The sequence below is a fragment of the Gordonia sp. VNK1 genome, assembly GCF_040049135.1.
GTDB classification, from domain to species: Bacteria; Actinomycetota; Actinomycetes; order Mycobacteriales; family Mycobacteriaceae; genus Gordonia; species Gordonia oleivorans.
Genome location: NZ_JBDZDJ010000006.1, coordinates 1 through 12,403, shown reverse-complemented (window position 1 = coordinate 12,403; position 12,403 = coordinate 1). Strand labels below are relative to the sequence as shown.

Here is a 12,403-nt window from a genome sequence, read left to right as displayed (position 1 = left end):
TCAGTGACTCACACCGTCAGTTGGTCACACCGCGACGACGCTGCTTGAGCAGCTCCAGACGCTCATTGAGAAGCACCTCGAGCTCCTCCTCGCTGCGCCGTTCGAGCAGCATGTCCCAGTGCGTACGCGGCGGCTTGGCCTTCTTCTCCTCGGGCTCGGCGCCCTCGAGGATGGTGCCCTCCATACCGTTCTTGCACGGCCACTTCGACGGCACCTCGGCGTCGTCGGCGAAGGGGACGTCAAAGATCTCACCGTTGTCGGTGCGGTACTGAACGATACGCCGCGGCGCAAGATCGTGATCACGATCGGTTTCGTAGCTCACCGCACCGAGGCGGCTACCCCGAAGTACTCGATCTGCCATTTCCTACTGCTTTCCTCTCGGCTTCGCGTCCTGGCCGGAATGAGCCGACCACAACCAGCTGAACAGATCCATTCTACTCTTCTCGGTGGCTGTACAGATCAACCACAACTCATGTCGGCCCCGGCCGACACCGGCGCCCGCCACAGATCGTGTCCGAGGTGGGACCGATCGGGTACGGTCTGACCCGTGGATGCGACCCGGTCCCGGCGGACCTATGCCTGCGCATGGTGCGGTTCGGCGGTGGCCGATTCCGACATGGGACGTCGCCGCAAGTACTGCAAACGTTCATGCCGTCAACGCGCCTATGAACAACGCGCCCTGGTGGCCGGAACTTCCATCCCCGACGATGCGGTGATCCTCACCCCGCTCGACGTCGCCGATTTCGGCGATCGCATGTTCGCCCTGCGGTGTGCCGCCGAGGATCTGGCGACCGCGGTGGCCGAGGCGGCCGATTCCGACACACTCTCCGGGCTCGCCGAGGGTCTGCTGGAACTGGCCCGCGACGCGGAACGGCTGCGGTGAGCGACCCCGCACCGCAACACCGGGATTCCGGCCCGGATTCCGGCCCGGATTCCGACGCGCCGGCCCGTCCACCCACGCGGCGTGCCGCGGATCTGCTCGCCCGCACCGACGCCAACCCGACCGCGGTCCGCACGATCCGCGCGCTGCGCAGCCTGTTGCCCGACGCCGCGCCGACGATCTCGACGGCGCGGACCTCCGACCGGGTGGCCCGTCTCATCGGTCAGTCGCGTCCCGAGCAGCCCAGCGCCTCCCGCGAACTCGGTCTGACCGCGGTGCAGGCCTGGCAGTCGTTGACCCGACGCCGACGCACCTCCGATGGTCCGGTCACCGCCACCATCCTGTTCACCGATCTCGTCGCATTCTCCACCTGGGCACTGGCCGCGGGAGACGACGAGGTGCTGCGCCTGCTCGCCGCGGTCAACACGGCCACCGACGAGGTCATCGGCCGTCGCGGCGGGCGCATCGTGAAGAACCTCGGCGACGGTGTGATGGCGATCTTCGCCGATCCCGACGACGCCATCGCGGCCGCCCATGAGGTGATCGGGGCGGTGTCCGCGCTCACCGTCGACGGATACCGGCCGCAGTTGCGGGCCGGTCTGCACACCGGTAATCCGCGGGCGGTCGGCGACGATTTCCTCGGCGTGGACGTCAACATCGCCGCGCGGGTGGCCGCCGCGGCCGGCGCCGGGGAACTGTTGATCAGCGATGCGACGCTCGCACTCGTCGATCCCGCGCGGTACTCGGTGCGGCGTCGACGCCGGTTCAAGGCCAAGGGCGTTCCGCGGGAACTGACGGTGGTCTCGGTCGTGCCGCGCTACGACGGCTGAGCACGCCCGGTCCGGACATCGACCGGACCTCGACACCCGCCTACGGATTGTCCAGTGCGACACGGTGTCTCGTTCACCGGATTCCGGGTGCGGACACGTTAACCTCGTCGGTGCGCAAATGACTGTGCAGCGTCACCGTGGCGGTGTACAAATGACGTCAACGCGCACACCGACCCACACGTGGCCAAGCAACGGCCATCGTGGCTCGAGTGCGGTTCATGACACTTCCAGGGCTGGGCGGCACCATGACGATGAGCACCGACAAACAACAGAAGATGGTCGACTTCGAGACCAGCTGGTACTCGCTGGGCGGCGGATCGTCGCGCGAGATCAGCGAGCAGTTCGGGCTGTCGGATCGCGACTTCTTCTCCGAGGTCAACCGCCTGGTCGATGCGGCCCCGCCGGCCCAGTTGAGCACCTCCGAGCTGCGGCGCATGCGTGAGGTGATCCGTCGCCGCCTGTGGATGGCTCGCTGAGACAGCGCAGTACCGGACCTGAGTCCACGGCCATGATCGACCGATGGCGCGGACTCCGGGATCCCGGTGCACACTGATATCCGATGCCTGGTTTCTCCGACGACGATCTCGAGGAGTTCTATCGCCGGGTCGAGGCGCGCACCGATCTCACTCCGCCACGCCGACGACGAGTGGCGCGACCGCGCCCGCCGTGTCCGACCCCGGACAAGGATGCGTTCCGGTCGGAACGGGCCGCCCGGGAGGGTATCGACCGCATCACCGAGTCGGGTCGCCGCTCGCCGACGCTACGGTGCTATCGCTGCGCCTGCGGCGCCTGGCACATCACCAGCAGTCCTCCGCGCGACGAGCCGCCGCGCTCCGGCCGACGCCGTGGGACCCGCGCGCGGTGAGCGGCGAGCGGTGAGGAATCCGGGAGAGGTGAGGTGAGGTGACCGAGCCCGACGCGCCGGCGGTCGTGGTGGATCTGGTGGTCGGGGACGTGCAACGGTCCGCGCTCACCTACGCCCGCCTGGTGAACCTGGCCACGCCGACCACCGACCTGTGCGTGGGCAATGCCCGAATTCGTTTGCAGCACACGGATATCGATGACGTCCATCGTGTCCTCGTCACCGCCGACGACCCGGATGCCCGGGTGCGTCTGCTGCAGCGCCGCGGGCTCGCGTTCAGCCCGGCCCCGCACGCATCGGGCGAGTGGTATGCCGACGCGTTTCCCCTCGGCGTGATCGGTACGGGCGACGGGCCGCCCAACACCGCGCCGCCCGACACCGCCCCGGAGAACACCGACCCCGGCGACATCACCGGGATCGATCACCTCGTGTTCACCTGCGTCGGACGGGACCGTGCGGTGGCCTTGTTCGGCGCAACGCTGGGATTCGATTTCCGCCTCGACCGCCGCGTCGTCGCCGGCGTCCGTCAATTGTTCTTCCGGGTCGCCGACCTGGTGATCGAGGTGGTGGTTCCCGATGAGGACCCCGACGACGAGTCGGTGACCGCGCCCGGGGGCGCTCCGCTGACCGCGCCCGAGGACGCTCCGGTGGCGCTCTGGGGCGTCGCGTGGCGCAGCCCCGACGTGCATGCCGCCCGGCACCGGCTGATCTCGGCCGGGGTCGGGGTGTCGGAGATCCGCGACGGCCGCAAACCCGGAACCCTGATCGCCACGGTCGCCGATGACGCCCTGGCCACCCGGACCGTCATCATCGGGCCCCGGCCGTGACCGCCCGATCACACATCCCGCGACAAGGAGAACTCATCAGTGAGCGCGTTCCACACCATCGCAGCCGCCGCGAACCGGGCGGTGATCCCGTTGTTGGGGCTACCGGTGATCGGCGGCGTCCTGGCCGGCTCGATGACCGTCGTGACCTACACGGGCCGCAGGTCGGGGACCACCGTGCGATTTCCCGTCGCCTATCGGCGACGGCCGGGATCTCCCGACGAGGTGATGATCGGTGTTGCCATGGCCGATGAGAAGACCTGGTGGCGCAACTTCACCGGCGCGGGATCACCGTTGAGCCTCGCACTCGACGGCGTCGATCGGCCTGGTCACGGCACCGCGCGCCGTGATGAGCAGGGCCGCGTCACCGTCCGCGTCGTCCTGGATCCGGCACAGTAGCCGGGCTCACCACGGCGGGATACCGGTGTCGGATCATCCCGCCGTCAGCGCCGGCAGCGGCCGCAGGGCGTCGCGCAGCCAGGGGTAGATCAGCTCACTGTTGAGCAGCGTGAAGTGGTGGGCGTGACCGATGTGCATGCCGTGCTCGGCGCGGAACCCGATGTGCCGGGACCGGTGGAATCCGCGGCCGCTCGGCGTGAGCACCAGACCGTCACCGAGGTAGCGGCCCAGCAGATGGTCCGGATCGTCGAACAACGACGCCGTGACGAACAGGTGCCGCGCCGAGGCGAGCAGAGCGACGTCGGCGCCGGGTGCCTGCCAGAAGCCGTCCGGATCGTCGGCGTCGGCATTCGCGTCGGCGATCACCGTGCCGTGGAAGAGATCCCGGACACCCGCACTGCGCCGACGCAGCAACTCGCCGAACGGTCGGGTCACGCTGAGTGCCCGCAGGGCCGAGGACGCCGCGTGCACACCCCGCGCCAGAGGCGCCCCGAGATGCGGCGAGCCGAGGCTGACCGTTTCGGTCACCAGCGGGATCCACGGTGCCCGCCGGGCCGGGTCGCCGACGGCGCCGATGTGGCATGCGCTGCGGATCACCAGACCGCCCATCGAGTGCCCGATCAGTGAGATCCGGCGCACCGGGACCGGCCACTGCAGCGTCAGCGCGGTCAGCAACTCGGCCAGCGACGCGCCGTTGTCGGCGATGCCGCGTCCGGTGTTGTAGCGCACCAGGATCTCGGTCGCACCGATCTCGAGGGCCATCCGACTGCCGTAGGAGGGTCGGTGTCCCATCCGCCACGCATGCTCGGTCTCCATCAATCCGTGCAGGAACACCACGAGATGCCCGGTCGCGTCGGGAAAGGCCGCGCGCAGCGCCGACGGCGACAGGATCACCGGGACGCCGTCGACGCGGACGGCCATCTCCGGCGCCAGCGCCGGTTCGTTGTCGACCAGGGCGTCGCCGATCAGCCCGTCGAGGACGCCGATCACCGCGGCTCCCCGCACGGTGCGGCTGGGCTGACGAGCGGTTTCCGGCAGTGCGTCGGCGACGATCCGGGCGGAGTCGAGGACTCCGGTGATCGAGGTGTACACCGTCTCGCTCACGGTGTCGTGCAGCATTCGGATCGGCTCGACGCGCCGCCCGGCGGCGGCACGCAACGCTCCGAAAACCGTCGACGACACAGCCTGATGGACTCGCGCGATGCCCACCGTGGCCGCCGACAGTTCGGTCAGGCCGAGCCGGGCGAGGGCGCGGACCTCGCCGGGTTCGTCGACGGTTGGCGTGGCGATCATGTGGTTGAGTGTACATTCGTCCACTCAAATGGCGACCCTCCGGCCTGGCGCGATCTCGATTCGAACATATGATCCATACATGGGTATGGCGCGCATCGGCGGGGACAGCGGTCGACCCCACCTGCCCGCCTTCGTTCGGGTGGGGCACCGGGCCGTCCTCATCGATCTCAACGCCCTGTATCCCCAGACACCGCACCACAGCGGCACATACCACCCCGACGGTCTGCAGGTCCGCAAGGTGATCACCGGCGTGCTCACCGAATGGGGACGATCCGAGTGGGGCGAGTGGTACGGCAAGGTGACCTACGTGCTGCATGCCCGCGACCGCGAGGAGACGGTGACCCACTGGGTACCGTCGTGGGCGCTACGCCCCGCCGACGACCCCGGGGTGACGGGCCGGCGCAACCCGCGGACCTGACCCGCCCGCTGCCGGATTCAGCACCATCGGGCCGAGCAGGTCACACGCGGTCAACGCGAGGGCGAGGTCGAGTCGGTCGCGATCGGGACCCACCTCCGACAGCGCCTTGCCGACGCGGTACTTGACCGTGTTGCGGTGCAGATTGAGTCGCGTCGCGGTGTGCAGGTGGCTTTCCTTGGTCGCGAAGTATACCGACAGCGTGTCGCGGAGCACGGCCGCCGACGGGGTGTCCTCGGCCAGCGATCCCAGCACGTCATGAACCCAGGAGCGGGTGCCGTCCGGATCCTGCGCGAGCAGCGACACCACGGCGACACCACGATCGGCGAAGCCGACGACGGCGCGGTCCGCCGTTCCCGGCATGGTCGCGACCGAGTATGCCGCCGACGCCTGCTCGTGGGTACGACGGAAACCCCCGACACCGTTGCCGGGCAACCCGACGGCCAACCGCACCCCCTCGGGCAGTACCGAGGGCGACAACGACTCCTCGATGACCGTCGTGCGTGCACGCAGCGGGATCCACAACCAGATGGTCGAGCGGTCCACGGCCATCACCAGCGGGGGCCCGTCGGAACCCAGACATGCGGCCAGCTCACGGGTCACCCGGTCGAGACGGCCGAGTGTGTGGGCGTCCGCGTCGTCGGTCCACATGATCCCACCGAGGTGGGTCCGGTCGAGGCGATACCGTGTCTCGGTCTCGAACGCCGTCGGATCGACGTCGGTGCGGTCGAGGACCCGGCGGATCGCGGCCGACACCACATGCGCGTCCGCGCCCAGCCACCGACGTCGCTCGTCCTCATAGGCCTCGAACACGAACAGCGTGATCCAGTCGATGTACCCGAACATCACATCGGACACATGCCGGGTCACCGCCATCGCCTGGGTCGCGTCGAGACCCAGCTCCTCGATGATCGAGTAGCACAGCAGCATCACGCTGTTCTGACCCAGATGATAGGCCCGGACCAGGGAATTGGAGGGCACGTCGCGCTGGGCCAGCCGTCGGGCGTATTCGACTGCGGCCGTGGTGGGTTGGAGATGATCGACGGGAATGTCGTTGGCGAGGACGTGGATGATGGTGGACACGTTGCCGTGCACGCTCGCCTCGAGCATCTCCACCAACTTGGGGTCGGTGTCGAGTTGATCGATCTCCCGGGCCATCATCCCGGCGAGATCGGCGACGATCTCGGCCTCCCGCTCACGCAGTCGGCCGGCGAGCACGCCCACCACGTCGAGCAGATCGGTGGTGGCCATCGCCGGAACCCGGGCCAGTCGGGACCGGGCCTCCTCGGCGTCGGCCGGAATGTAGGTCATCGCGACACCCGATGTCCTCGACCGTTCGATCCCGCCGAGCGCGTCGGCCGCCGCCGCAGTTCGGCCAGTGCCGAACTCGCGGCGTGAAACCCGCACAATCCGTGCACACCCGCTCCGGGCGGGGTGGACTGTGAGCACAGGTACACCCCGTCGATCCCGAGCGCATACGGATTGACCGCCACGCGGGGCCGGAACAGCATCTGCAGACCGTCGTTGGCACCGCCGATGATGTCGCCGAACGCGAAATTCCGGTTGTGCCGGTGTAATTCGGCCGTACCGGTGCTGTGCACGGCGATGATCCGGTCGCGGAATCCCGGGGCGAAGCGTTCGATCTGCGCGGTCACCGCCTCGGTGGCGTCGCCATCGAAGCCGCGTGGCACGTGGGCGTAGGCGTAGATCGGGTTGACTCCGTCCCGGCTGCGCGACGGGTCGGCGACATACTGCTGACCCAGCAGCACGAACGGCCGCTGCACCATGATTCCGGCCGCCCGCCGGCGCTCGGTGTGGCAGATCTCCGTCAGGTCGCCGCCGAGGTGAACGGTGCCCGCATCGGCGCACGCGGGGTTGCGCCACGGGATGTCACCGGCGATCGCGTAGTCGACCTTGAACGCCGAGGAACCCACGCGATACCGCTTCAACGAGGTGGCCACCCGCGACGGCATCTGATCACCGTAGAGTGCCAGCGCCTGCGCGGGAGAGAGATCGAGCAACACGAGGTCGGCGGGTGGGATGTCGGTCGACCGCGTCACCGGTACACCGGTCTCGATCCTGCCGCCGTGGGCGCCCAGTGCCGCGGCGGCCGCCGCGGTGATCGCACCGGAACCACCACGGGCGACAGGCCACCCGTAGCGGTGACCGCTGGCCGCGATCATCATGCCCAGCGACGCCGTCAGCGGCCGGTCGAGTCGGGTGAAGGCATGCGCGGCGATCCCACCGAACAACGCCCGTGCGGTGTCGGTGCGAAACAGCCTGGCCATGGCGCTCGCCGGGAGCAGTGCCCGCGGGCCGAAGGCCGCCAACCGGATCGGGTGGCGCGGCACATGCACGATCGGGCGCAGCAGGTCGGCAGCCAGGTCGTCGAATCCGGCGGCGAGATCGCCGAAGGCCAGCCGCCACCGGCGGCCGTCACGGCCGAGTGCCCGTGCCGTCTCGTCGATGGACCGGTAGAGCAGCCCGGCCTCGCCGGTGTCGAGCGGGTGTGCGCAGTCCACGGGTGGCAGGCACCAGGACAGGCCGTACCGTTCGAGTCCGACCGACTGCCAGAACGGGGATCCCATTCCCAGCGGATGGAAGGCGGCGCAGTGATCGTGGATCACGCCCGGCACGGTGAGCTCACCGGAGCGCGCACCCCCTCCGACCTCGTCCGCCGCCTCCAGAACGGTCACCTCGACGCCGTTGCGGGCCAGGTGCAGGGCGGCGGCGAGCCCGTTGGGCCCGCCGCCGACGACGACCGCAGTCGTCACTGCTGCACCTGCCCAGCGGGGACATCGGGCGCCGGGCCGGCGGGGGAGCCGGAGCGCATCTTCGGTTCGGCCACGATGTCAGGATCGGTCAGGGCGCGCCGGGCGTCAACGTCGAGCGTCCAGTCGACCTGCATGTCGATCGGCCCGTTGGGGAGCCACGGTTGCTCGGCGACGGCGTCGGCCACCCGGTACGTGCCGGTCTCGATGACACCGAGAGCGGCGTCGATCACCTTGTACCGCTGCGTGCCGCGGTGGATGGGCTGCGACTCGATCCAGGCGACGGTGAACTCGCCCGGGGCGAAATCGCAGCGTCGCTGCAGCGCGGCGATCATCTTCTCGTCGTGCAGGTGACCGTCGCCGAAGTTGAACGCCACCAACGAGTTACAGGAGAACTCCGCCTCCCGCAGGGTGTAGGTGTCGATGTCGGAACCGAGGTGGCGCAGCATCAGCGAGTAGAGCGCACGGCCCTGGCTGTGCATCGACCGCCACGCCATCATCTGATGCATCACCACGTCGGCCACCTCCGGCGGATAGGAGGCCAGCAGTTGGGTGCGCGTGTTCTTCGACGACCGGACGACGTACTGATCCAGCTTCTCCTCGGCACCCGGCGCGAACGCCCAGGTCGCCGACGCCCAGTTGCCGGCGTACTGCCGCATCGACGGCAGGAAGGAGACCAGATCGGGGCGCAGATTGCCCAGGACCGGGAAGAAGCACAGCGCGGCGGCGACGGCGACGAGCACCCACGGCATCGTGGTGTCGGTGAGCGCATACCCATCCCACGCCGGGTGGCCCCAGAACAGGAAGATCGCGGCGTAGGCGAACAGGATGTTCCATTCCAGCGGCACGGCGAGCGGGAACGTCGAGAAGATGAACAGGTGGAAGCACACCATCAGCACCACCGCGGCGAGGGTGAGCCACTTGTTGGTCGAGAACAGCAGCACCAGGGGAGTGACCACCTCGACGATGGTGCCCAGCACATGCCCGATGCCGCCGGCCAGCCGGGACGGACGCATGTCGTGCGGGAAGTCGCGGTAGTGGGCACGTTTGATCGCCTTGCTCGGCAGCCACGGCGTATTCGAGATCATCGGCGGGATCACCATCGAGAAGTGGTGTCCGAGTTTGGAGATGCCCGCTCCCACCCACACGGTGACGATGAGCAGCTTGAGCGCCAGGATCATGTCGAGGTACGGCAGGGCGGCGAAGAACACGATCGCGGGGAGGTACTGCTCGGAACGTGCGGCGATGAAGATCACCTTGTCGCGCAATCCGATCACCACGAACAGGGCGATCAGCGGATAGAGGACCGCCGGGTTGACCAGGCCGTGGTTGTCGGCCACCAGCGCATCCAAAGAGGCCGACGAGATCCCCGGAAAAACCAGCGCCACAACCAGATTGATGAGGATGACGGCGTAGATCGCGACGTCGACAACGGTGCGCTCATCACCCCGGGTGAACGGGGCCTTACCCGGCCACGGTGGCAGCCGGATGGTCTGCGGTCGCAGCCAGAACAGGAATCCGCCGGTGATCGGCTTGAAGTGACCGGCCAGGGGTCCCCACGATCCACCGAGGCCGAGCGTCTCGATCAGCACCGTCCACAACACGATCTTCTGATACACGATCAGCTGATCCCACCACGCCCCGACGTCGAGGACGTTGTAGCCCGAGGTGAAGGTGGCAATGCACAGTCCGGCAACGACATACAGGATCGCCACCTTCATCAGATAGATCATGTGCACCATCTTCGGTGTGCCGAAGCCGTATTCGGCCCAGTGCGCACCGAGGACGCGGAGCCGATCCAGAAAGGGCCTGTCCAGAAAGGTGTCCGGATCGACCGGCGGGAAATCGGGTTGGGTGAATCCCATGGGTACTCCTCCTCGAGTTCGGTAGAACAGTGGGTTTCGGTTTGGGGGTTTCGTTTGGGGGGCTTTGGTTTTCGGGGTTGGGTTGAGGGTTCGGTGATCGGTTCGGTCACCGCGGGTGGGCGGCACCGCTCGTCATCTCGACACAACCGGGCAGCCCTCGCCGTGAGACGGCGCGGACACGAATAATGCTGTGAAGGTAGGGTCAGGCGGGCGATGGGGTGGACAGGGCGGCGCGAAGTCCCGGCTTGTCGATCTTGCCCACGGGATTTCGGGGGAGTGCCTCGACGACGTGGATGACCGCCGGTCGTTTGACGGCCGTCAGCCGGGACTCCAGATGGTGGGCCAGATCGTCGGCGGAGATCTCCCGGTGCGGGTAGGCCACCACGAAGGCGATGGGCACTTCGCCGTAGACCTCATCGGGCGCACCGACGACGGCGCATTCGAGGACGTCGCCGTGGGTGGCGAGCGCGTTCTCGATCTCCTTGGGGTACAGGTTCTCTCCGCCGCGGATGATCATGTCCTTGATCCGGTCGACCAGGGTCAGGTAGCCGTCGGCATCCAGGCTCCCGACATCACCGGTGTGCAGCCGCCCGTCGACGATCGTCGCCGCGGTGGCCTCCGGCCGATTCAGGTAGCCGCGCATCACATTCGGGCCCGTGATGACCACCTCGCCCACCTCGCCGGGCCGCAGGTCGGTGCCGTCCGGGTCGACGATCGCGATCTGCTGGCCGGGGACGGCCGGCCCGACCGTCCCGAGTTTGCGGACCCCGGACCGGGGATTGCACGCGGAGGCGCATGTTCCCTCGGTGAGTCCGTATCCCTCCAGGATCGGGATGCCGAACAGGGACTCGACCCGGGCCAGCAGTTCCTTGGAGATCGGTGCGGCACCGCAGATCGCGAACCGCAGTGACCCCAGCGACTTCTCCGCCACATCAGGGTGCGACGCCAGCAGCGCGTAGATCGTCGGCACCGCCGAGAAGTAGGTGGGACGCAGACGTGCCACGTCGTCGAAGAATCGTGAGACGGAGAACTTTCCGGTGATACTCAGTTGCCCGCCCGCCAGCATCGGCGCGAGGAAGCTGACACAGATCGCGTTGACATGGAACAGCGGCAGGATCAGCAGTGCGTGATCGTCGGATCGCAGATCCAGGAGCGTGACCATGGCCGTGGCCATGTGGCGCAGATTCGCATGCGTGAGCCGGACACCCTTGGGCCGCCCGGTCGATCCGGACGTGTAGATGAGCAGGGCGTCGACGTCGGCCGCGTCGTCGTCCGGTCCACCGAGATCGGCGGGAAGCGATCCGGTGCCGCTCAGATCGTTCACGTCGATCACCGCACATCCGGCCACCTCCGGCCGGGTCGCCGCGGTCGTGTCGTCGACAACGACGACGCGCGCGGCCGCATCGGTGAGCTGGTACTCGGCCTCGGTGGCGGTGAATGCGGGATTCACCGGTGTCCCGACGGCCCCCAGCCGCCAGGCCGCCTGCAGCACGACGAGCAATTCGACGCGGTTGGGGAGCAATGTCGCGACGACGTCGCCGGCGCGTATCCCGTGACGGTGCAGGGCGCAGGCGGCCGCGTCCACCGCCTCCGCGAACCCGCGGTAGGACAACTCGACGGCATCGTCGCGGACGCAGGGCGTCTCGCCGCGGTCGAGGAGATCCCAGGAGAAGTAGGAGGAGCTGATCACTGCGCAGTGGCCTTCCGTGCGAGGTGGTGTGACCTCTGACACTAGGAAGGAAGAATGTGATCTGGTACGGCCTCGGGAGCCAGACTTTTCCGGCCGCATTGTGCCCGGGGGACAAAGGGTATTCCGCGGTGGGTATTCCGCGGTGGGCATTCCCCGGTCGATCTCGACCGGCATCACAACCACGTCCGGGCACCACCGTCCCGGCAGGGCGCCCACCAGAACGGCTGAGCACACAACGGCTGAGCACACAAAGAACTCCGACCGAGGGTGCCGGGTCGGGGGTCTGGCACTCTCGGTCGGAGCTATCTATGTCATCGGCGCCACCCGCCCGGGCGTTACACACCGCGAGAAATTCTTTTCGCCGGCCGCGTCGACAGCGCTCTCCCCAGCGTTGACCGGTGAGTGTCAAGCTGTGGTGAGTCAGTTCCCGATTTTGTTGTGTTATGCGGTGGGTGACGGCGCAGCGGACTGCGCGGGCGTTGGTCTTGATCAATGGTGTTGGCGACCCGGTACCACTGACGCAACGACCCCAGGTAGATCCCGTCGTCCCAGGTCGAGGCGAACGCGTTGAGCA

13 protein-coding genes are annotated in these 12,403 nt (G+C 68.1%); 7 read left to right on the top strand and 6 right to left on the bottom strand.

What is annotated here, in order from left to right; translation table 11 throughout:
* Nucleotides 1-16: 16 nt before the first annotated feature.
* The gene (locus tag ABLE94_RS09125) at nucleotides 17-361 is read right to left on the bottom strand and encodes an RNA polymerase-binding protein RbpA (RefSeq protein WP_348803878.1); all 345 of its coding nucleotides are present in this window, start codon (nucleotides 359-361) and stop codon (nucleotides 17-19) included.
* A 255-nt stretch (nucleotides 362-616) separates the two neighbouring features.
* Between ABLE94_RS09125 and ABLE94_RS09120 the strand changes: the two genes are divergently transcribed.
* The 6 genes from ABLE94_RS09120 (at nucleotide 617) to ABLE94_RS09095 (ending at nucleotide 3,795) form a co-directional block, all read left to right on the top strand.
* Entirely contained in the window at nucleotides 617-883 is a 267-nt protein-coding gene (locus ABLE94_RS09120) for a hypothetical protein (RefSeq protein ID WP_348803949.1), read from the top strand.
* Entirely contained in the window at nucleotides 880-1,710 is an 831-nt protein-coding gene (locus ABLE94_RS09115) for an adenylate/guanylate cyclase domain-containing protein (protein WP_348803879.1), read from the top strand. The genes ABLE94_RS09120 and ABLE94_RS09115 overlap by 4 nt, the downstream gene beginning before the upstream one ends.
* Nucleotides 1,711-1,928: 218 nt before the next feature.
* Nucleotides 1,929-2,186 carry a DUF3263 domain-containing protein gene (locus ABLE94_RS09110; protein ID WP_348803880.1) on the top strand — a complete coding sequence of 86 codons (258 nt, stop codon included), beginning with the start codon at nucleotides 1,929-1,931 and terminating at the stop codon, nucleotides 2,184-2,186.
* Nucleotides 2,187-2,269: 83 nt separating this feature from the next.
* The gene (locus ABLE94_RS09105; protein ID WP_348803881.1) at nucleotides 2,270-2,575 is read left to right on the top strand and encodes a hypothetical protein; all 306 of its coding nucleotides are present in this window, start codon (nucleotides 2,270-2,272) and stop codon (nucleotides 2,573-2,575) included.
* 38 nt (nucleotides 2,576-2,613) lie between these two features.
* Nucleotides 2,614-3,399: a VOC family protein gene (locus ABLE94_RS09100; RefSeq protein WP_348803883.1), complete on the top strand. Its 786-nt coding sequence runs from the start codon at nucleotides 2,614-2,616 to the stop codon at nucleotides 3,397-3,399.
* A gap of 39 nt (nucleotides 3,400-3,438) precedes the next feature.
* Nucleotides 3,439-3,795 (top strand): hypothetical protein, encoded by a 357-nt coding sequence (locus ABLE94_RS09095; RefSeq protein ID WP_348803884.1) that lies wholly within the window; start codon nucleotides 3,439-3,441, stop codon nucleotides 3,793-3,795.
* 33 nt (nucleotides 3,796-3,828) lie between these two features.
* Here ABLE94_RS09095 and ABLE94_RS09090 read toward each other — a convergent pair whose 3' ends face one another.
* Complete coding sequence (locus ABLE94_RS09090) at nucleotides 3,829-5,088, bottom strand: esterase/lipase family protein (protein WP_348803886.1); 1,260 nt, start codon at nucleotides 5,086-5,088, stop codon at nucleotides 3,829-3,831.
* An 85-nt stretch (nucleotides 5,089-5,173) separates the two neighbouring features.
* Here ABLE94_RS09090 and ABLE94_RS09085 point away from each other — a divergent pair, with 85 nt between their 5' ends.
* A complete protein-coding gene (locus ABLE94_RS09085; protein WP_348803950.1) occupies nucleotides 5,174-5,506 on the top strand; it encodes a hypothetical protein in 333 nt (110 codons plus the stop codon).
* On the opposite strand, the gene ABLE94_RS09080 is transcribed toward ABLE94_RS09085, so the two are convergent.
* From ABLE94_RS09080 to ABLE94_RS09065, 4 genes are all read right to left on the bottom strand, one after another.
* Entirely contained in the window at nucleotides 5,453-6,814 is a 1,362-nt protein-coding gene (locus ABLE94_RS09080) for a PucR family transcriptional regulator (RefSeq protein ID WP_348808627.1), read from the bottom strand. The genes ABLE94_RS09085 and ABLE94_RS09080 overlap by 54 nt on opposite strands.
* Complete coding sequence (locus ABLE94_RS09075) at nucleotides 6,811-8,277, bottom strand: phytoene desaturase family protein (protein WP_348803888.1); 1,467 nt, start codon at nucleotides 8,275-8,277, stop codon at nucleotides 6,811-6,813. Before ABLE94_RS09075 ends, ABLE94_RS09080 begins: the two co-directional genes overlap by 4 nt.
* Nucleotides 8,274-10,139 carry a DUF3556 domain-containing protein gene (locus ABLE94_RS09070; RefSeq protein WP_348808626.1) on the bottom strand — a complete coding sequence of 622 codons (1,866 nt, stop codon included), beginning with the start codon at nucleotides 10,137-10,139 and terminating at the stop codon, nucleotides 8,274-8,276. The genes ABLE94_RS09075 and ABLE94_RS09070 overlap by 4 nt, the downstream gene beginning before the upstream one ends.
* A 202-nt stretch (nucleotides 10,140-10,341) precedes the next feature.
* Complete coding sequence (locus ABLE94_RS09065) at nucleotides 10,342-11,829, bottom strand: class I adenylate-forming enzyme family protein (RefSeq protein ID WP_348803890.1); 1,488 nt, start codon at nucleotides 11,827-11,829, stop codon at nucleotides 10,342-10,344.
* Between the last annotated feature and the right edge of the window lie 574 nt (nucleotides 11,830-12,403).

What these genes read in the sequence shown, in the direction of transcription:
- ABLE94_RS09090 (WP_348803886.1), bottom strand. Translation starts at nt 5,088, where the DNA reads ATGATCGCCACGCCAACCGTCGACGAACCCGGCGAGGTCCGCGCCCTC.
- ABLE94_RS09110 (WP_348803880.1), top strand. Translation starts at nt 1,929, where the DNA reads ATGACACTTCCAGGGCTGGGCGGCACCATGACGATGAGCACCGACAAA.
- ABLE94_RS09125 (WP_348803878.1), bottom strand. Translation starts at nt 361, where the DNA reads ATGGCAGATCGAGTACTTCGGGGTAGCCGCCTCGGTGCGGTGAGCTAC.
- ABLE94_RS09085 (WP_348803950.1), top strand. Translation starts at nt 5,174, where the DNA reads ATGGCGCGCATCGGCGGGGACAGCGGTCGACCCCACCTGCCCGCCTTC.
- ABLE94_RS09105 (WP_348803881.1), top strand. Translation starts at nt 2,270, where the DNA reads ATGCCTGGTTTCTCCGACGACGATCTCGAGGAGTTCTATCGCCGGGTC.
- ABLE94_RS09080 (WP_348808627.1), bottom strand. Translation starts at nt 6,814, where the DNA reads ATGACCTACATTCCGGCCGACGCCGAGGAGGCCCGGTCCCGACTGGCC.
- ABLE94_RS09070 (WP_348808626.1), bottom strand. Translation starts at nt 10,139, where the DNA reads ATGGGATTCACCCAACCCGATTTCCCGCCGGTCGATCCGGACACCTTT.
- ABLE94_RS09120 (WP_348803949.1), top strand. Translation starts at nt 617, where the DNA reads ATGGGACGTCGCCGCAAGTACTGCAAACGTTCATGCCGTCAACGCGCC.